The organism is Saccharomonospora azurea NA-128 (genome assembly GCF_000231055.2).
Classification (GTDB): domain Bacteria; phylum Actinomycetota; class Actinomycetes; order Mycobacteriales; family Pseudonocardiaceae; genus Saccharomonospora; species Saccharomonospora azurea.
Window position 1 is genome coordinate 2274792 of sequence record NZ_CM001466.1, and the last position, 18506, is coordinate 2293297.

22 protein-coding genes are annotated in these 18506 nt (G+C 69.3%); 8 read left to right on the forward strand and 14 right to left on the reverse strand.

Going from position 1 to position 18506, the window contains the following annotated elements:
- Positions 1–5: 5 nt before the first annotated feature.
- Positions 6–794, reverse strand: coding sequence for an ABC transporter ATP-binding protein (locus tag SACAZDRAFT_RS09995; protein ID WP_005449584.1), 789 nt, complete (start codon positions 792–794; stop codon positions 6–8).
- 184 nt (positions 795–978) lie between these two features.
- Here SACAZDRAFT_RS09995 and SACAZDRAFT_RS10000 point away from each other — a divergent pair, with 184 nt between their 5' ends.
- The gene (locus tag SACAZDRAFT_RS10000; RefSeq protein ID WP_005441192.1) at positions 979–1356 is read left to right on the forward strand and encodes a hypothetical protein; all 378 of its coding nucleotides are present in this window, start codon (positions 979–981) and stop codon (positions 1354–1356) included.
- Between the two features lie 50 nt (positions 1357–1406).
- Positions 1407–2537 (forward strand): DUF418 domain-containing protein, encoded by a 1131-nt coding sequence (locus SACAZDRAFT_RS10005; RefSeq protein ID WP_232286401.1) that lies wholly within the window; start codon positions 1407–1409, stop codon positions 2535–2537.
- 2 nt (positions 2538–2539) lie between these two features.
- On the opposite strand, the gene SACAZDRAFT_RS10010 is transcribed toward SACAZDRAFT_RS10005, so the two are convergent.
- The 4 genes from SACAZDRAFT_RS10010 to SACAZDRAFT_RS10025 form a co-directional block, all read right to left on the reverse strand.
- Positions 2540–4864 (reverse strand): penicillin acylase family protein, encoded by a 2325-nt coding sequence (locus SACAZDRAFT_RS10010; protein WP_005449589.1) that lies wholly within the window; start codon positions 4862–4864, stop codon positions 2540–2542.
- Between the two features lie 77 nt (positions 4865–4941).
- Positions 4942–6549, reverse strand: a complete 1608-nt coding sequence (locus SACAZDRAFT_RS10015; RefSeq protein ID WP_005441206.1) for an acyl-CoA carboxylase subunit beta — start codon at positions 6547–6549, stop codon at positions 4942–4944.
- A 360-nt stretch (positions 6550–6909) separates the two neighbouring features.
- Positions 6910–7344 carry a cytidine deaminase gene (locus SACAZDRAFT_RS10020; protein ID WP_005441207.1) on the reverse strand — a complete coding sequence of 145 codons (435 nt, stop codon included), beginning with the start codon at positions 7342–7344 and terminating at the stop codon, positions 6910–6912.
- Positions 7345–7412: 68 nt separating this feature from the next.
- Complete coding sequence (locus SACAZDRAFT_RS10025; RefSeq protein ID WP_005441208.1) at positions 7413–8573, reverse strand: DUF418 domain-containing protein; 1161 nt, start codon at positions 8571–8573, stop codon at positions 7413–7415.
- A gap of 88 nt (positions 8574–8661) precedes the next feature.
- Between SACAZDRAFT_RS10025 and SACAZDRAFT_RS10030 the strand changes: the two genes are divergently transcribed.
- On the forward strand, positions 8662–9429 hold the full coding sequence (locus tag SACAZDRAFT_RS10030; RefSeq protein WP_005441209.1) for a TetR/AcrR family transcriptional regulator: 768 nt from the start codon (positions 8662–8664) through the stop codon (positions 9427–9429).
- A gap of 43 nt (positions 9430–9472) precedes the next feature.
- On the opposite strand, the gene SACAZDRAFT_RS10035 is transcribed toward SACAZDRAFT_RS10030, so the two are convergent.
- Positions 9473–9865 (reverse strand): VOC family protein, encoded by a 393-nt coding sequence (locus tag SACAZDRAFT_RS10035; protein WP_269726605.1) that lies wholly within the window; start codon positions 9863–9865, stop codon positions 9473–9475.
- A complete protein-coding gene (locus SACAZDRAFT_RS10040; protein ID WP_198283939.1) occupies positions 9859–10203 on the reverse strand; it encodes an ArsR/SmtB family transcription factor in 345 nt (114 codons plus the stop codon). The genes SACAZDRAFT_RS10035 and SACAZDRAFT_RS10040 overlap by 7 nt, the downstream gene beginning before the upstream one ends.
- A 76-nt stretch (positions 10204–10279) precedes the next feature.
- Between SACAZDRAFT_RS10040 and SACAZDRAFT_RS10045 the strand changes: the two genes are divergently transcribed.
- Genes SACAZDRAFT_RS10045 through SACAZDRAFT_RS10055 form a run of 3 tightly spaced genes read left to right on the forward strand, consistent with a single transcriptional unit; the run spans position 10280 to position 11983 of the window.
- On the forward strand, positions 10280–10993 hold the full coding sequence (locus SACAZDRAFT_RS10045; protein ID WP_005441212.1) for an alpha/beta fold hydrolase: 714 nt from the start codon (positions 10280–10282) through the stop codon (positions 10991–10993).
- A gap of 4 nt (positions 10994–10997) precedes the next feature.
- Complete coding sequence (locus SACAZDRAFT_RS10050; protein ID WP_005441219.1) at positions 10998–11459, forward strand: GNAT family N-acetyltransferase; 462 nt, start codon at positions 10998–11000, stop codon at positions 11457–11459.
- Positions 11460–11506: 47 nt separating this feature from the next.
- Positions 11507–11983, forward strand: coding sequence for a DinB family protein (locus SACAZDRAFT_RS10055; protein ID WP_005441222.1), 477 nt, complete (start codon positions 11507–11509; stop codon positions 11981–11983).
- An 8-nt stretch (positions 11984–11991) separates the two neighbouring features.
- Here the strand turns inward: SACAZDRAFT_RS10055 and SACAZDRAFT_RS10060 are convergent, their stop codons facing one another.
- The 4 genes from SACAZDRAFT_RS10060 to SACAZDRAFT_RS10070 all read right to left on the reverse strand — a co-directional run bounded on the left by SACAZDRAFT_RS10060 (position 11992) and on the right by SACAZDRAFT_RS10070 (position 13698).
- Entirely contained in the window at positions 11992–12363 is a 372-nt protein-coding gene (locus tag SACAZDRAFT_RS10060) for a hypothetical protein (protein WP_232286402.1), read from the reverse strand.
- Between the two features lie 76 nt (positions 12364–12439).
- Positions 12440–12604 carry a hypothetical protein gene (locus SACAZDRAFT_RS22980; RefSeq protein ID WP_005441232.1) on the reverse strand — a complete coding sequence of 55 codons (165 nt, stop codon included), beginning with the start codon at positions 12602–12604 and terminating at the stop codon, positions 12440–12442.
- Positions 12597–12908, reverse strand: coding sequence for a DUF6403 family protein (locus tag SACAZDRAFT_RS10065; RefSeq protein ID WP_005441234.1), 312 nt, complete (start codon positions 12906–12908; stop codon positions 12597–12599). The genes SACAZDRAFT_RS22980 and SACAZDRAFT_RS10065 overlap by 8 nt, the downstream gene beginning before the upstream one ends.
- 190 nt (positions 12909–13098) lie before the next feature.
- Positions 13099–13698, reverse strand: a complete 600-nt coding sequence (locus SACAZDRAFT_RS10070) for a dihydrofolate reductase family protein (protein ID WP_005441236.1) — start codon at positions 13696–13698, stop codon at positions 13099–13101.
- Positions 13699–13784: 86 nt separating this feature from the next.
- Between SACAZDRAFT_RS10070 and SACAZDRAFT_RS10075 the strand changes: the two genes are divergently transcribed.
- Positions 13785–14348 carry a TetR/AcrR family transcriptional regulator gene (locus SACAZDRAFT_RS10075; protein WP_005441237.1) on the forward strand — a complete coding sequence of 188 codons (564 nt, stop codon included), beginning with the start codon at positions 13785–13787 and terminating at the stop codon, positions 14346–14348.
- Positions 14349–14406: 58 nt separating this feature from the next.
- Here SACAZDRAFT_RS10075 and SACAZDRAFT_RS10080 read toward each other — a convergent pair whose 3' ends face one another.
- On the reverse strand, positions 14407–15366 hold the full coding sequence (locus SACAZDRAFT_RS10080; protein WP_005441239.1) for a cutinase family protein: 960 nt from the start codon (positions 15364–15366) through the stop codon (positions 14407–14409).
- Positions 15367–15382: 16 nt separating this feature from the next.
- A complete protein-coding gene (locus tag SACAZDRAFT_RS10085; RefSeq protein ID WP_005441241.1) occupies positions 15383–16057 on the reverse strand; it encodes a C39 family peptidase in 675 nt (224 codons plus the stop codon).
- Between the two features lie 212 nt (positions 16058–16269).
- On the opposite strand from SACAZDRAFT_RS10085, the gene SACAZDRAFT_RS10090 reads away from it, so the two are divergent.
- The gene (locus SACAZDRAFT_RS10090; protein ID WP_005441242.1) at positions 16270–17235 is read left to right on the forward strand and encodes a helix-turn-helix transcriptional regulator; all 966 of its coding nucleotides are present in this window, start codon (positions 16270–16272) and stop codon (positions 17233–17235) included.
- Positions 17236–17257: 22 nt separating this feature from the next.
- Here the strand turns inward: SACAZDRAFT_RS10090 and SACAZDRAFT_RS10095 are convergent, their stop codons facing one another.
- Complete coding sequence (locus SACAZDRAFT_RS10095; protein WP_408638061.1) at positions 17258–18454, reverse strand: macrolide family glycosyltransferase; 1197 nt, start codon at positions 18452–18454, stop codon at positions 17258–17260.
- Between the last annotated feature and the right edge of the window lie 52 nt (positions 18455–18506).

Below are 18506 nucleotides of genomic sequence, written 5' to 3' on the forward strand. Positions count from 1 at the left end.
GCGGATCAGGACGCCAACCATTCCAGCCCTTCGACACCGTCGTTGCGGGCACCGACCAGGGCCACGAACGCCTGCTCCAACCCCTGCTCGCCACCGCGGACCTCGTCGACGGGCCCCGCCGCGACGACCGCCCCGTCGGACATGACACCGACGTGGTCGCACATCAACTCGACCAGAGCCATCACGTGACTGGACAGCACCACCGCACCGCCGGCAGCGACGAACCGGGTGAGGATCGTGCGGATCGTCGCCGCCGACACGGGGTCCACCGCCTCGAACGGCTCGTCGAGGATCAGCAGTTTCGGCGCGTGCAGCAGCGCGTTCGCCAGGCCGATCTTCTTCCGCATCCCGGCGGAGTAGTCGATGATCAACGTGCGTTCGGCCTCGTCCAGGCCCATCACCTGCAGCAACTCGTCGGCGCGCGCCTCGGTCACGTCGCGGTCGAGCCCGCGGAGGAGACCGCTGTAGACGAGCAGCTCGCGCCCCGTCAGGCGCTCGGGCACGGCCAGCCCGTCCGGCAACACGCCGATGAGGGACTTCGCCTTGGCGGGCTCCTGCCAGACGTCGACGCCGAAGATGCGCACCGATCCGGCGTCCGGGCGCAACAGGCCGACGGCCATGGACAACGTGGTGGTCTTGCCGGCTCCGTTCGGCCCGACGAGACCGAAGAAAGAACCGCGCCCCACGGTGAGGTCGACCGAGTCGACCGCGACCTTCTCGCCGAACGTCTTGCGCAGGCCCGAGATCACCATCGGTTCGGCGCCGTCGTCGACGGCCGTCAGTTCGTCAGCCACAAGCCGATTCCAGCACATCTTCCGCACGCGCACGCTCGTCAGTCGGTACCAACCTTCACCGGCTCCTCCTCCGATGTGATGAGCCGGGGATCGGCCCGATTACCGATGACCCTCTCCGGACGCATTCCATAGCCTCGACGGAGTAGGAACGGCGATTCTGCGCCTTCGATCAATGGGGGTCTCGATGACCGCAAGCGCGGCGAGGAAAGTGACGTTACTTCTGGTGCCGATGATCGTTCTCACCGGCGGCTGTCGACTCGCCGAGGAGGCGAGTGCGGTCAAGGACAAGGCCGAGGTCTGCGTCGAGGCCCTTCATCTCTCGTCGATGGTGCCGGACTACGAGAAACTCGACGAGCAGTCGGGGGAACTCGAACGTCGGGCCGAGGAGCTGCGCGAGCTCGCCGACTCGGCGGCGGATCGCGACGTCGCGGGCGCGATCGGCAACATCGCGGACCAGTACGCCCGCGCCCAGCAGCGCAAAGCCGCCACCGTCGAGGCGTTCGCCCGGTGGGTCGGCGACACGATCGACAACATCGACCACCTTCGCGAGGTCTGCACTTGATGAACCGCCGCGCCACTGGCCACGGGAATCGACTCGTTCACGTCGACGCTTTGCGCGGATTCGCCCTGCTCGGCATTCTCGCCGTCAACATGGCGTTGTTCTCCTCCGGATTCGCTTTCACCGGTATCGCCGATCCGACGTTCACCTCCTTCACCGACAAGGTTGTCACCTGGACGGTGTACTTCCTCTTCACGATGAAGTTCTACCTGCTGTTCTCGTTTCTCTTCGGGTACAGCTTCACCCTCCAGTTGGATTCGGCGCAGCGAAAGGGTCGCCGCTTCACTCCGGCCTTCCTGCGGCGATTGGGCGCGCTGTTCGTCCTCGGCGTCGCTCACGCGGTGCTGCTGTTCCCGGGCGACATCCTGTCGACCTACGCCGTTCTCGGGTTGCTGCTGCTCGCGGTGCGTCGCATCCGGCCCCGCACGGCGGTCGTGCTGGCGGGCCTCCTGACCGTCGCCACGACGGGCGCGGTGGTCCTGGTCGCCCTGTCCGGTTCACTCGCGGCCGACCCCGCGGCGGCGCTGGTGGAGGGGCAGCGTGCCACCGAGGCCCTGCGCGGCTCGCCGAGCGAGGTCATCGCCGAACACGTCCGCACGGTCCCGTGGATTCTCGGCACGCTCGTCGTGCAGGGACCGCTCGCCTTCACGTCGTTCCTGCTCGGGCTCGCGGCCGGCAAGATCCGCGCTCTCGGGGATCTCCAGAGGCACCAGCGCGTCCTGCAGCTGCTGCAGTGGGTGGGCCTGCCCGTCGGGTTGTCGGGCTCGCTCGTCTTCGCCAGCTTCGGCGGCACACACGACACGTTCGCCACCGCCGTCGGGTACGCCACCGCGCCCCTGCTGACGGCCGCCTACGCCGCCACGATGCTGCGGGTGTTCTCCTCGCCGCGGGCGGCGGTGTTCACCGAGTTCCTCGCCGCGGCCGGACGGCTCGCGCTGTCGAACTACCTGCTGCAGTCGGTGATCTGCGCGCTCGTGTTCACCGGCCTCGGGGCCGGGTTGATCGGGCAGGTGAGCCCCGGCGTCGTCCTCAGCATGACCTTCGCGGTCTTCGTCGTTCAGATCATCGGGAGCTACCTGTGGTGTCAGCGGTTCCGGTACGGACCGGTGGAATGGCTGCTGCGGGCGGTCACCTACGCCTCCTGGAATCCCCGGTCGGCCGGGAGACAGCAGGTGACCGCCTGACCTCACCGCTTCGGCAGCAGCACGATCTCTTCGGCCTGGTTCCGCTTGATCGCCGCGGCGCTGTAGAGCAGCGGCACGTACTCGCCGTCGCCCCACTTCTCCACCATCGCCTTGTACCCGGGCGAGTCCGGGTCACCGGACTGCCCCGGCGCGTTGATCATCTTCGATGCGTCCCAGTTGCCGACGTCGAGCAGGATCCGCAACGACGGGCCGGACAGGTTCTCGTATTCCACGGGGTCGTAACCCGCGAGGTTCACGGTGTGCCACGCTCCGCCGGTCGGCACCGGCCCCGCGTTCCACTCGGCCGCGGTGTCGTCGTCGGTCAGCTCGGACAGCGGGTGCGGGAACGGCGTCGTCAGAAGCCCGCCCCACGTCCATTCCGACCGGTCGGTGCCCAGGCGCTGCTCGACGTCGGCGAAGGCCGCCTTCAAGGTGCTGAGCAGCAGGGCGTCTCGCTGCGCGGCACCGTCGGCACCGAAGTACTCGTCCGGGTTCTCCATGGCGTCGACCAGCACGTCCTGGTCGGGCAGGAAGATCGCACCGGCGGTCTCGGGCGGCAGCACCGAGAACAGGAAGTTCGGGCCGAGATGCCACATGAACCAGACCTCGAAGAGCACCGCGGCGTCGCTGTCCTTCGACAGGGTCGCGTCCCAGTCCTGAAGCATCGCCAGCGCCTCGGCGATCACCGGGTCGTCGCTGCTCAACGGTTGCAGCAACTCGACCAGTCGCCGCGCGTACAACGAGTGGACGTCGTTCTGAACCGCGCCCGAGTCGGCCGGCGAGCTCTTCGCCCGCGCGTCGAGCGCTTCCACGATGCGATCCCGGCGGACGGGGCTGGCCCATTCGTAGCCGAGCCCGGCGTCGGTGCCGTTGTACTCGTTGGCCGTCGCGATGATCCCGTTCTCGGGGTTGTGCACCCGCGGCATGCTCGACGGGGGAACGAACCCGTCCCACTCGTACCTGCCGTCGCCGGGCACCGGCAGCAGGCCGTCGTAGCCCGTGCGCTTCGGAGCGAGTCCACCCACCGCCAGGCCGGTCTCGCCGTCGACGTTCGCGTAGACCTGGCTGAGCCCGGGAGCCCGCCACGAGTCCATCGACTTCCGGAACTCGGCGAACGACGTGGCACGCAGGTGCTTCAGGCTCCCGTAGTACGGCGACATGCCGGGTTCGAGCCAGGCGGCACGGAGCGCGTAGGCCCGGTTCGCCTCCTCGTCGACCTTGATCACCGGACCGTGGCGGGTGTACTGGAGTTCCACGACCTCCGACCCACCGCCGGCCACCGCGATCTCCTCGGTGACGGTCGTCATCTCCTCCCAGCCGCCGTCGTAGCGGTAGCGGTTCGGGTTCTCGGGGTCGAGTTCGTAGTAGTAGAGGTCCTCCTGGTCCATCGCCGAGACCGTCAGTCCCCACGCGGACGTGCCGTTGTGTCCGAGCGCGATGCCGGGAGCGAACGGTTCACCGGCGCCGATCACGTCGAGGCCCGGCGCGTTGAGGTGTGCGACGTACCGCGTCGAGGGCGAGTTCAGTGCCCGGTGCGGGTCGTTGGCGAGGATCGGCCTGCCCGTCGTCGTCCGGTGCGGGCTCAGTGCCCAGGCGTTGCTGCCCTCCTGGAGCGCCGCCGCCGACGACGGCTCGCCGTCTCCGGACAGGCCGCCGACCGCGAGGCTGTAGGTGTCCAGCACGTCAGCGGGCAGCGAGCACGGGTCGAAGCCCTCCGGAACCATCGCCTCGTGCTCGGGCGTCAACCTGATCCGGAACTGGTCGGCGTCGACACCGCCCACGCAGGCGATGCGGGCGCGGTCGACCTCGCTGTAGAGGTTCTGGCTGAGCCCGTGTGCCCGGATGCGGACCACGTCCTCGGCCGTCCACCTGGCCGGCTCGTAGGAGAACTTCCGGAACTCGGCGGGCAACTCCTCGGGCTTCTCCGCCAGCCGGTCCACATAGGCGTTCACGCCTTCGGCGAAGCGGCTCGCCGCCAGCTTGCCCTCGGACCCGTAGGACTCCCACTCCTGCTCCATGTCGCCCCGGTACAGCATCAGCCGGGCGGCGCGGTCCTGCTCGACGTACGCCTCACCGAAGACCTCGGACAGCTGGCCGAGTCCCTTGCGCCGCCACAGATCCATCTGGAAGAGGCGTTCGCGGGCCGCGTTGTAGCCCTGGGCGAAGAACAGGTCGGCCGTGTTCTTCGCGTAGATGTGCGGCACGTCCCACTTGTCCACCACGATGCGCACCGGAGAATCCAGCCCGTCCACGTGGAGCCTGGAACGTGACCGCCCGTCGTCCGCGGCCGCCAGCCCCGGGGCGGCCGGCAGCATGCTGATGGCCACAGCCGCAGCGATGACACGTATTCGCCGTCGCATCGTGAGAACTCCTGTCCTGGTTGCCCGAGTCCGAGCCGGGCGATTCACAAGGGCATGGTGCTGTGTTTCTTGGCCGGCGAGCTCTCGCGCTTGTCGCGCAGCATCGCCAACGCCTTGGCGACTTTCGTGCGGGTCTGCGAAGGACGGATGACGGCGTCGATGTATCCGCGTTCGGCGGCGAAGTACGGGTTGCTGAAGTTCGCCTCGTACTCGGCGGTGAGCCGCTCCGTCTCCTGCGCACGCTCCGCCTCGTCCAGCGCCGCCAGCTTCCGGCTGTTCATCACCGCGACCGCACCGGCCGCGCCCATCACCGCGACCTCGCCGGTGGGCCACGAGAAGTTGACGTCGGCACCGAGGTGCTTCGAACCCATGACGGCGTACCCGCCGCCGTAGGCCTTGCGCAGCACCACCGTCACCTTCGGCACGGTGGATTCCGCGTAGGCGTACAGCAGCTTGATGCCGCGCCGCAGGATTCCCCGACGCTCCTGGTCGACGCCGGGCAGATATCCGGGGACGTCGACGAGAGTGAGCAGCGGAATGTTGAAGGCGTCGCAGAACCGCACGAACCTCGCGGCCTTCTCCGAGGAGTCGATCTCCAGCGCGCCCGCGTAGTACATCGGGTTGTTGGCCACGACGCCCACCGTGTGGCCCTCGATCCGGGCCATGCCGGTCACGAGGTTCGGCGCGAACCCGGCCTGCGTTTCGAGGAACTCACCGTCGTCGACGAGGCGCGTGATCACGTTGTGCACGTCGTAGCTCGTGTTCAGCGAGTCGGGGATCAGGGTGTCGAGTTCGAGATCGGACTCCGTGATCTCCGTGGAGAAGTCGCTGTCGTAGACCGGCGGGTGCGACAGGTTGTTGTCCGGCAGGTAGCTCAGCAGGCTCTTGACCCACTCGATCGAGTCCTGCTCGTCGGCACCGATGTAGTGGACGTTGCCGGAGACCTCCATGCTGACCTTGGGGCCGCCCAGTTCGTCGAACGTGGGGCGTTCCCCGGTCACCGTCTCCACGACGTCCGGCCCGGTGACGAACATGTACGAGATCTCGTCGGCCATCACCGTGAAGTCGCCGAGGGCGGGGATGTAGGCGGCACCGCCCGCGCACGGCCCCGCGTTGAGCGAAATCTGCGGGATGACGCCGGAGGCCTTGACCACTCGGCGCCCCACCTCGGCGTAGTAGGCCAGGGAGGCGACACCCTCCTGGATCCGCGCACCCGCCGAGTCGTTGATGCTGATCATCGGGCAGCCGACCTGCATGGCCATGTCGAGCGCCTTGATCACCTTCTCCCCGTGGGCGACGCCGAGGCTGCCGCCGAGGACGGTGAAGTCGTGCGAGAACAGGCACACCCTGCGCCCGTCGATCGTGGCGAAGCCCGTCACCACGCCGTCGCCGTAGGGGCGGTTGGCCTCCATGCCGAAGTCGTGGCACCGGTGCCGGACGAACGCGTCGATCTCCACGAACGACCCGGGGTCGACCAACAGGTCGATGCGTTCCCGCGCCGTCAGCTTGCCTTTCCTGTGCTGGCGGTCGCGAGCCCGCTTCTCGGCGGCTTCGATCTCCGTCTCTCTGAGGGAAAGGTCAGCGAGACGGTCGGCGGTGGTGCTTCTGTGCTCCGGGTGATCCGGGTGTTCCGACGATTCGTCCCCAGACATCCGCAACCTCTTCCTCGCACGACAGGAAGGCAAACTGCTTTCCGTGAAAGGTTCGCCAGAGATTCCTCCTGGGCGCACGCTACTCAGGAGGACAAGCCCGAGAAGCCCCTAAAAACCACCACTCACCCCCTACGGCGACATGTTCGTGCAGGTCAGAGGGTTTCGGAGGGCGGCGGGCAATAGAATTCACGACATCCGCGGCCGCCGCCACGCTATCGCATTCTGCTCCGATCGGAGCACAGTGAGACACACCACGCGATTCCGACGACAATAGCCGCAACCGACGCCGATTTCCCTATGTGTCTTTCCGCGTACGGAAAGTAGTATCGCGGCGAACGCGCGGAGCGGTTCGACGAGTGCTCAGGAACCGTGCACGGCGGCCGAAGGCCAGTCCCCTCCGTCGGCGAAATGCACGCCCCAGTAGTACGGATTGAGCTCCCGGAGAGTCCGGACGCTCCAGCCGGACTCGGCCACGGGGTCCGCGACGCCGACCTGAACGTCCGGCCCCCAGAGCGCGAGGCGTTCCTGACAGATCCCGCAGGGGGCGAGCACGGAGTGGTCGCGCCCGCCGTCCCACCTGCTGACGAACACCGACGCGGTGATCGAGGCACCGAGCGTGTGCGCCTGACAGATCGCCCCGGTCTCCGCGCACAGGGTGGCCGCGGCGTTGAGGTTGTCGAGTGCCACGCTCGTGAGGATCCGGCCATCGTGCAGGTACACCGCCGCCGCCTCGGTACGACCGCGACGTTCCATCTGCTCGACCGCCGCGTCCACGAGCCGTTGATCGAGTTCCATCCGGTCACCCTAGCCAGCGGCCTCGAACAGGACGGCATTTCGAGGTCAGTCCACACGAGACGGCATCGTCACGCACGTGGCGGCGTACCGTAGGTCAGCCGTCGCAGCACCCGTTCGGCCGGTCCGGTCCTCCCGCCACGACGGAGCCGATCGGCGAGGACCACGGTCGCCAGCCAGGTGACCACGGCGATACCGGAAGCCGCGGCCGTCCCCAGCTCGGCGCCCAGCCCGCCCGCGTACGGCACGAACACGGCCACGAACACCACCGACTGGAGCAGGTAGCACGTCAGGGAACGCTGCCCGCAGGCCGCGACGGCGACGACGACCGGCCCCGGTGCGGCTTCGGCGCGCTGGGCGACGAGGCCCATCAGCGCCGCGTAGCCCACGCCGCCCGCGAGCCCGGTGAGCCCGTGCAGCACGTACGCCGGCACGGCCACCGCGGCCGGGACGCCGGTCCACACCTGCGCGTCCAGCAGTGCGAGGGTGAGCCCACCCGCCACGGCGAGGCCGATGCCGACGACGGCGGTCGGGCGCAGCAACGCGAGGTACCGGTGCGGCTCGTCGAGCGGGCGACGCCGGGCCGCCCACACCCCGATCAGGAACGGGACGAGCAGCTCGACCACGTACATCGGCGTGAGGATTCCCCACATCGCCAGCCGGGCACCGACGGCGGAGAGCGGATCGGCAGCCGCCATCGCATCGGCCGGGCCGCCGTGCGTGGCGATCTGCACGCCGGTCAACGCGATCACGGTGCCGTGCAGGACCAGCCAGGCGCTCGCGAACACCAGCAGTGTCCGGTCCCGCCACCGCAGCACCCCGGCGAGCAACAGCCCGGCCAGCCCGTAGGCGGCGAGGATGTCGCCGAAGAACAGCAGCGCGGCGTGGCAGAAACCGAAGACCAGCAGCCAACGGCTTCGTCGGCGCAGCAGGCGGCGGGTTCGCGGCCATGCTCCCGCCTGCTTGGCGGCGAGCTGCACGAACCCGTACCCGAAGAGTGCGGCGAACATCGGCATCGCGCGCCCGTCGACCAGCGTGACCTGCACGCCGGTGACGACCAGGTCGAGCGGACCGCCCTCGACGTCGTAGCCGCGGAAGCCGGTCTCGTGCCCGGTCAGGTACATGTGCGCGTGCGCGAGCGCGATCATCAGCAGCATCGCGCCGCGGGCCAGGTCGGGCGCCAGCGAGCGCCTGTGCGCCGCCTGCCGCGGCACGGTCGAGGACACGGACATGGAAGACCCCCAAACTGCGTATGTCATACGCTCCGTGTACTTCATACACAGTTTCTAGGATGGAGGTCAACCGAGCCGAAGGAATCACATGCCGAAGGACGCGAACGACCCCCTGCGCCGCCGGGTCGCGCTGCTGTGGAAAACGGCGGCGGAGCCGAGCCGGGGACCACGACCGACGCTGAGCCTCGACCGGATCGCCGAGGCCGGAGCGCGCATCGCGGACGCGGAGGGACTGGAAGCCGTCTCGATGCAGCGGGTGGCCCGCGAACTCGGGTACTCCACGATGTCGCTCTACCGGTACGTTCCCGGCAAGGAGCAGCTGGTCGAGGTCATGATGGACAGCTGCGCCGGCACACCGCCCGCCGCCGACGCCGACGACGAGGCCGACTGGCGGCAGGAGATCGAGACGTGGGTCCGAGCCCTGTGGGACACCTACGTCCGCCACCCGTGGATGCTGCGCGTCCCGATCGGCGCACCACCGATCGGCCCCGGCCAGCTCGCCTGGTTCGAGGCGGCCCTGCGCCCGCTGTCCCGGGCGGGGCTACGCGAGGAGAACCTCGTCTCCGTGGTGGTGTTCCTGCTCGGGGCCGTCCGGCAGTTCGCGGCGATGAGTTCGGACCTGGCCGAGGCGCGCGCACGCGGCCAGGTGAGCGCCACCGAAGCCGAAGCGGACTACGAGGCCGCATTGCGCGACGTGGTGTCGGCGGAACGGTTCCCGATGCTCGCCCAGCTCGTCCACGACGGGACCTTCCAGCCGACGGGCCGACCCGACAGCGGCATGCTCGACGATCTCGACTTCGGCGTCCAGCGCGTCCTCGACGGCCTCGAGTCCTACCTCCGCCGCCAGGAGACGTGAGCCCGGCAGGACACGGCGAGCCTCGGGAGCCGCACCACCCGGCTCAGCCCTGCGCGGCGATCTGGATCAGGTTCCCGCAGGTGTCGTCGAACACGGCCATCGTCACGTCTCCCATGTTCAGCGGCGGCTGCGTGAAGCGCACTCCCAGCCCGGTCAGCCGCTCTACCTCCGCCTCCACATCGGACACGGCGAAGGACGCGGCCGGGATGCCGTCGGCTACCAGGGCCTCCTTGTACGGCCGGACCGCGGGATGAGCGTCCGGCTCCAGGAGCAGCTCCGTGCCGTCCGGCTGCTCCGGCGACACGACCGTCAGCCACCGGGCGCCGCCGCCGAGCGGGACGTCGTGTTTCGTCACGAAGCCCAGTTTCTCCGTGTAGAAGCGGTGGGCCTTCTCCTGATCGTCCACGAACACGCTGGTGATGTTGATCCTCACGATGTCGTCCTCTCGTCGTCGTGCGTCACCGGCCAGCGGTCGGTGATGGCTCGCAGCGGTGTCGTGTCGAGCCAGTGGAATTTGCTTCGCCCTTCGCGGCGCGTGGTGATGAGACCGGCTTCCTCCAGCACGCCGAGGTGCTGGGAGATCGCCTGCCGCGACGAGGCCAGGCCGTGCTTGGTGGTGAGCCGGGCACACAACTCGAAGAGCGTCTGCCCGTTGCGCTCCTGCAGCTCGTCCAGCACCGCCCGCCGGGTCGGATCGGCCAGCGCCTTGAACACGTCGCTCACGACACCCACAATAGGCAAGTATCTGCTTGCCTGTCCAGTCCGCTGGAGCATTCTGACGGCCCGTGACCGGCCACTTCCGACGCGCGACGCACCGGAACTGTCCGACTCCGCCCGTACCGTGTCGGACATGGACCTCATCCTCATTCCCGGTTTCTGGTTGGACGGCGATTCGTGGAGCTGTGTCACGGCGCCGCTGGAGCGCGCCGGGCACCGGGTGCACGTCCTCACGCTGCCCGGGCTCGAATCGCGCGACGCCGACCGCCGGGGTATCACGCTGCAGCACCACGTCGACGCCGTCGTGGCCACAGTGGACCGGTGCGCCGAGAAGGTGGTGCTCGTCGGACACTCGGGAGGCGGCGCCATCGCGTACGCGGTCGCCGACGCCCGGCCCGACCGCGTCGCGCGGGTCGTCTACGTCGACTCGGCTCCCCTGCCCGACGGCCGACCCATCAACGACGACCTGCCCGTCGTCGACGGTGAGATCCCGCTGCCCGACTGGTCGGAGTTCACCGAGGGCGACCTGCGTGACCTCGACGAGGCCGGGCGGGAGGCGTTCCGCGCGCAGGCGCTCCCCCAGCCCACCGGGGTCGCCTACGACAAACAGGTGCTGCGCGACGAGTGCCGCCACGACGTCCCCGCCACGGTCGTGTGCTGCCAGTTCTCCAGCGACGTGGTGCGCGGGTGGCTGGCCGAGGGGCATCCGATGGCGGCCGAACTCGCCAGGATCCGGGAGGTCGACCTGATCGATCTGCCCACCGGCCACTGGCCTCAGTTCACGAAGCCGACGGAGCTCGCGGACGCCGTGCTCCGCGCCGTCGAGCGCGACCGCCTGCGAGGATGACCGGATGGACGACGTCACCCTCCGGCTCGCCACGCCCGACGATCTGCCCGCCGTCGCCGCACTGCGCTGGGCGTGGTTGCACGAGAACGGCGGGCAGGCGGCCGACGTCGCCTACGACGAGTTCGTCACTCACTTCGTGGCGTGGGCGAAGGAGAACACGGCGACCCACCGATGCGTCGTGCTGCGTCGGGGCGATGCGGTGATCGGCATGGCGTGGTTGGCGCTCGTGCAGCGCGTGCCGACCCCGACGTCGCTGTCCCGCAGGTCGGGCGACGTGCAGTCCGTGTACGTGGTGCCGAGTGAACGCGACTCCGGCCTGGGCGGCCGGCTCGTCGACGCGGTCCTGGAACTGGGTCGTGACCTCGGCATGGAGCGGATCACGGTGCACTCCACCTTCCGCGCGATCTCCGCCTACTGCCGCCACGGCTTCGCCGCCTCGCCGCGACTTCTTCAGGCGACCTTCTGACGATTGTCGGACCCGGCTGGCAGCATCGCCCTATGAACGATCGCCCCATGCCGCCGCTGTCCGCCGACGAACGCTCAATGGCCGAAGGCTGGCTCGACTTCTACCGCGCCACGCTGGCACTCAAGTGCGCCGAACTGTCGGACGAGCAGGTGCGTACCGCCTCCGCCCCGCCCTCGTCGTTGACGCTGCAGGGCCTCGTCCAGCACATGGCCGACGTGGAGCGCCACTGGTTCCGCTGCGTCCTCGCGGGTGAGGACCTCCCGCGCATCCACGGCAGCCATGGCGGGGCCTTCGAGGTCTCCGCCGACGTGTCGCTCGACGACGCCCGCGCGGCGTGGCAGGCCGAGATCGAAGTCGCCCGGAAGAACTGCGCGGCGCACGCGCTCGACGACACCCGCCCGTTCCCGCACGGCGGTGAGGTGTCCCTGCGCTGGATCTACACGCACATGATCGCCGAGTACGCGCGCCACTGTGGACACGCGGACCTGATCCGGGAACGGATCGACGGCACCACAGGCGTCTGATCGACGGGTCAGCGCGCCGACACCGTGGCCGCGAGACGGCGGCAGCGCTCGCTCAACTCCTCGACGCGCCCGGTGAGCCAGTTCGCGTCCTGGTCCTCGCTGTCGAAACGGACGACGCTCTGCCCCAGCCGCGTGTACTCCGACACGATGGCGCGGTACTTCCGCTCGAACGCACGTCGTTCCTCCTCGGAACGGCGGACCGATCGCCGCACCGACTCGTAGAGCCGGTCCAGCTCGATGATCTGCTGGGCGAGTGAGGCGGACGCCGCACTCAACCGGGATCGGGCGTCGCCGCTTGCCTCCCGGTCCGCCGCGCGACGCGCGGCCACCCGCCCCACCCGGCGCGCACCCAGGTACGCCACGGTCGTCCCGATCACCACGGCGACGACCGTGGCGCCCGCGACCACATAGCGTCCGACCGGCGCGTCGAACTCCCGGCCGCCGTCGGGCAGGGTGTCACTGCTGACGAGCAGTGGCCGCCGGTCCGCCGTCGAAACTGGCCTCGGGTCGCTCCGGTTGTGCGGCGAAGAAGACGACGAGCGCGACGAGGGCGAGTCCCAGCGCACCCCAGCGGAGCGCGACCTCCCCGACTGAGCCGCCGATGCGGCCGGTCTCAGCCATCGGCGGCCTCCCGCCACAGCCGGTCGGCCTTCGCCGCACACGTCTCGGCCACGCGGGCGACAGCACGGCCGCCGCCCTCCGCCAGCAGGTGTTCGGCGTCGAAGAGTAGTCGTTCGGCCTCCGGCACGGTCGCGGAGGCGGCGTCCCGGCTCACCTCCGCCCGACCGATCGCGGCGCGCGCGGCCGACCACGCCACCCGCACGGCCCGCCTGCGCGCCCGCCCCCGGAGTACGTAGGCGGCCGCGAATCCCGCGCAGAGCAGGACGGCACCGCCGACCAACCACACCCACCACGTCCAGGACATGCACCGATCGCTTTCGTCTCGTGGCACGGGAGGGGCCGGGGCGCCCTCGTGCCCCGCCAGTATCGATGGGCGGTGTCCTCGAACGACAGAGGTGTTTCACACTTTGCCGTTGGACTCACAATCTCCGGGTTCGGAGGAACCGGCGGGCAGCCGCCGTCGTCAGAGTTCCTCGGCGACTTCGCGAACCGGCTCAGTTCGAGGACACGGTGCTGCGCTTGTCGTAGGTGAGGACGGCGACCCCGCTGCCGAAGTGCCGCACGTCGGTGAGGTCGTAGCGCTCAGGGCGGAAACCCGCGCCGTGGAACAGCGGAATGCCGTCGCCCGCGACGATCGGCTGCAGCTTGACGATCAGCCGGTCGATCTCGTCGCGCAGCGTGGCGGCCAGCCTGCCGCCCCCGCACAACCAGATGTCCCTTCCTTCGTCCTGTTTGAGCGCGCGCACCGTGGCGACCGGGTCGGTGCGCACCAACTCGACCGTCGGGTCCGGACTCTGCGTCATCGTCGTGGAGAACACGATGCTGCGCAGGTGCCGGTAGGCGTTGGTGATGCCGTGCCGCAACCCGATCTCGTAGGAGCCGCGGCCCTGCAACACGGTGTCGAAGTGCTTGTTGGGCGTGTTCTCCAGCCCGAGCATCGGCCGCACGTGGGTGGGGTGCATGTCGGGGAACTCGTCGCGCAGCGGTTCGGCGTGGTCTCCTTCCAGCACGAACCAGGGCGAGGGGTCGTCGTTGTCCGGGCCGGCGATGTAGCCGTCGATCGTCTGGGCGACGAGGTAGGTCAGTTTTCGCATGGGCTCTCCCGCCTTAACCACTCCAACTGAAGTACTTCGATCGTAGTACTCTGTCCGTAGTGGTTGTCAAGACGGAAAGGTGTTCGATGGTCACCAACCCACAACGGCGGATCGCCTTGATCGACGCGGCGATCGAGGTACTCGCCCGGGACGGCGCACGCGGCCTGACGTTCCGCGCCGTCGACACGGAGGCGGGCGTCCCGAAGGGCACCGCGTCCAACTACTTCGCCAACCGGGACGACCTGCTCCGGCAGGCGGCCGAACGCATCCACCTGCGGGTCGCCGTCGGCGCGGACGACGCCACCGAGACCGACCCGAAGGCCCTGCTCGCCCGGTTCATGCACCTGCTGCTGCACCGCATCGCCGACGATCGCGCGGGCTGGCTCGCCCTGCTCGAACTGCGCCTGGAGGCCACGCGGCGACCCGAACTGCGCGCGACGTTGACCACGACGCTGCGCGACAACCTCCACACCAACATCGAGGGACGCCGCCAGGGCGGCCTGCCCGGCGACGACCTCACGACGATGCTGCTGTACTACGCGATGACCGGTCTGATCCTGGAGCACCTCACGCTGCCCGAGGTGCTCGCCGATGTCGACCTCGACGGCCTGGTGACCGACTTCGTCGAGCGCGCACTGCCCCGCACGTGACAAGGCCGCCCGGGGAGCGCATCCCCAGGCGGCCTCACAGCCGTCGAAGCCGGCCTGCTCAGGCTTCCTTGACGAGGTTGTACCAGGGCGAGGTCTCGGCCAGCCGGTCGAGTGTCTCCTGCCCCACCAGTCCGGCGAGCCCGTTGCGCGCGGTTCGCACCGCGTCGCGGGCCGCCGGGCCGTCACCCAGCAACTGCTGGATCTGCCACGGCGTGCCGACGGGGATCGGCAGCGGCGGGCCGTGCGGCACCCGCTGCGGCTGCCGGTGCAGCACCCGGCCCTTGCCGAGATCGGCAGCGGGGTCCAGGACGTAACCGTGATCGCCGGAGGCGTAGCCGACGAGCCCGTTGGCGAACGCCGCCAGGTTGGTGATCATGTTGGTGGAGTTGCAGATGCCGTCGTTCTCGTTGCAGATGTCGGCCACGGAGAGGTCGCCGAAATCGTGCGGGCCCTGCATGGTGACGTCGGGCAGGATCGTCGGCAGGTTCGTCTCGATGCCACCCGCGACACCGCCCGCACCGCCGTCACCGAACGCCCGGCGCGGGTTGCCGTACAGCACTCCGTTGATCAGCTCGTGCGGGATGTCCGTGCTCTTCGCGAGGCTTTCCAGCACGTTGCCCGCCACGACGGCGCCCTCGGAGTACCCCGCGAGCACCAACCGCGTCCCGGAGCAGCGGGCGTGGAAGTCCCGCACCGCCGCGTCGAGCTTGCCCGCACCGTCGGCGACCGCCGCGTCCAACGGATACTCGTCCATCCCGGGGAACACGCCGTCGTGGTAGGGCACCGGGACGATTTCCCACCCCGCGGGCGGGTTGGCGTTGAACGCCGTGTTGTTCCAGTTCGTCAGTTCCTCGCCGTGGCCGTAGCCGTCGACCTCGAACACGGCCGTGTCCGGGCAGGCATTAGTGGCAACGTTTTCCGCGGTTTCCGCCGCGGCGTTGGCGACGGGGACGCCGGCGAGAGTCGTGGCGGCGACGGTCGCGAGCAGCGCCGCCCGTCCTTTCCTGATGCGGGTCATCTGTCCCTCCGCGCCGTCAGGCGCTGTATCCCTTGGGCGGAATGAGCGAAGCGAGGTGGTCGAAGGTCAGCCAGTAGAACTGGTAGCCGCTGAACGACGCCGGGTCGGCGATGAGCACCGTGCGATTGACGTCGTTGTAACCGATCACCGTGAAGTAGTGGTAGATCGTCTGGTTCGGCGGGTAGCCCGGGGGCTGGTTCCCCGGAGGCGCGACGATGTTCGCGACGATCGGGTAGTTGTTGTTGATGTTCAGCACGATGTCGCGCCACAGCAGGTCCTTCTGTGCCTGCGTGGGCGGATCGTTGGGCATCTCCTTGGTCTCGTACCAGCCGACGTGGTTGCTCAACACGCGCGTGACCTGGCCGATCCAGTCGGTCCCGCCGGTGTGCGTGCCCAGCTGCGCGGCGAGGTCGCCCTGTGTGCGGTAGATGCCGCGGGCGGACAGCGCGATACGCACCGCCGCCGGTCCACACCAGTAGCCCGTCTCCTGCACCTGGTAGTCGACGTTGAGGATGACCTCACCCATCGCCCGCGGCTTCTCCGCCAGCTCGGCGGCGGACGTGACGACGGGCTGACCGGCAGGCTCGGTGGTGACCCCAGTGGTGGCACCGGCGGTGGCGGGCCCCAGCAGCGGAACGGCGAGCATGACCGTGAGCGCGGCGGCGGAGGCCGCCAGTTTTCGCTGACGCATTCCTACTCCCCTGAGTCGGAAAATTGGGCCTTGATAGTGCCAAGCGCCGCGCGACAATAGCCAGTGATTCGGCTGGCGCACCTGCGACATCGCACAATTGCGCCAATTCTTCCCTCGCGATTACCGAAATACCGACGTTCGTCTGTTGACCGGAAAACCGTGGCACCATATCCTTTTCGCGCCCGCAGTGTGCCCGGACACCGGAAGGGACCGTGCTCGACGTCCTCGTGCCCGACAGCGATCAGGGGCGGATCTACCGCGCCCTGACGATGCGGGGGCGATCGGATCACCAGGCGATCGCCCGCTACACCGGCCTGCCCGAGTCCACGGTGCTGGACGTGCTGCACACGCTGGCGTGCCTCGACCTCGTGCACTCGGACGGCGGCGAGCCCGCGCGGTGGGAGGCCGCTCCGCCCGATCGCGTGATGTCGTTGGCGTTGGCGGAGGAGGAGAATCGCAGGGCACAGCTGTGGCGCGCGGGGGCCGAGCTCGACCGGCTCTACCACCACGCGCGCGCAGCGAGCGGCCCCCTGCGCTACGTCGAGCCCATCGAACACCCGGCGACGCTCATCATGCTGACCAACCGGCTGCAGGAGCAGGCCGTGGAGCAGGTGCGCTGGCTCGACCGCCCGCCGTACTACAGCAAACCGCACCATTTCCGCGCGCAGGAGGAAATGCAGACGCGCAGAATGGCGCACGGTATTCGCTATCGCACCCTCTACAGCCAGGCCGTCTACGCCGACCAGGAATTGTTCTCCACGATGACGCGCATGGCCGAGCGGGGAGAACGCGTGCGGGTCCTGCCGGAACTGCCGGTGAAACTGACGATCGGCGATGCGGAGTCGGCGCTCCTGGTCCCCGATCCCGACCGTTCCGGGCTCGAAGGCGCCCTCCTCGTGCGCCCGTCGGGACTGCTTCGGGCTCTCATCGGGATCTTTGAAACACTGTGGACACTCGGTGTGCCGGTCACCGATGTGGGCGGTGAACAGGGCCTTCCGGAGCAGGACCGGGCGATCCTGACCCTGATGGCGGCGGGGGCGACGGACGACACGATCGCCCGCCGCCTCGACATGTCGCGTCGGACCGTGGTGCGGCGGATCGCCGCGCTCCTCGACCGCCTGGGCGCCACGACCCGGTTCCAGGCCGGTGTGCAGGCGGCGAAGCGCGGACTGCTGTAGCGCTTCGCCGCCCGGCCCCGGATCAGAGCAGGCGTTCGACGAGGTCGGCCGCTCCGGCCGCGCCGCCCGCCGCACGGAGTTCGGCGCGCCGGCTGGCCAGTGCCGCGGCGACGTCAGGCGAGGACGACACCGACAGCACGGCCTCCCGCAGCGCCTCGGGCGTCACCTCGTCGGCGGGCAGGTGCACGCCCACACCCAACTCCGCCAGGCGGTCGGCGTTCATGAACTGGTCCACCGCCTGCGGCACGGCCACCATCGGCACTCCGTGGTACAGACCTTCCGCGCAGCCGCCCATCCCCGCGTGGGTGACGAACGCCGACGCGTGCTCCAGCACGGCGAGCTGGGGCACCCAGCGATGCAGCTCGACGTTCGCCGGCACGGCACCGAGCGCGGCCTTGTCGACGTACCCGCCGATGGCGATGACCACCTGCCAGTCGAGTCCGCCGAACGCCTCGAAGCACACGCGGTAGAACTCCGGCCGGTCGGTGTAGGCGGACCCGAGCGAGACGAGCAGCAGCGGCTTGTCGGGCGTGGGCCACGTACCCTGACGCGCTCGCCGATCCAGTCCCGGACCGACGAAGGTGTAGACCGACGTGTTCACGCGGTCGGCGAAGGGCTGCATGGCCTTCGGGATCAGCACCGCGCACCGCGGCGGCCGTCCGGTGAAGGTGTCGACGTCGTCCTCGATGCCGAGCTCGGCGAGCCAGTCCTCGAACCGGCCCGTGTAGGCCCGGCCCTCCGGCGTGTCGAGGAACGCCCTCGCCTCGGCCATGTCTTCCAGGTAGCCCTCCCAGGCCACGATCGCGGACGACAGCTGCAACAGCGGCAGGTCCCACCGGTGGGCCAGCGCACGCCCGGCGTAGCCGCCGATGTCGTAGAGCACGGCGTCCGGCCGGTCGTGAGCGAGCGCCGCCTCCAGTTGGGGAAGGACATTGCGTCCCTCGTCGAGGAACAGCTCCATCGCCTCGACTCCGCCGTCGGGCCACTGCTCTCCGCGCGACTCGTCGGGCAGATCGGACTTGACAACCAACGGGGTCGCGCCGGAGGACGCCGCGAGCTCGGCGAACGACTCGGGCACGGCGATGGTCACACGGTGACCGCGTTCGACCAGCTCGGCCAGAACGGGCAGGTGCGGGTTGATATGGCCGTGGGCACCCACGGTGACCAGCAGGATGTGAGACAAGGAAATACTCCCAGGAATCGAGTTCGACTCGGGCATGACGAATCAGCCGTCGTCACACGACGGCGTCGGCGCACTGCGCGGTCGACTC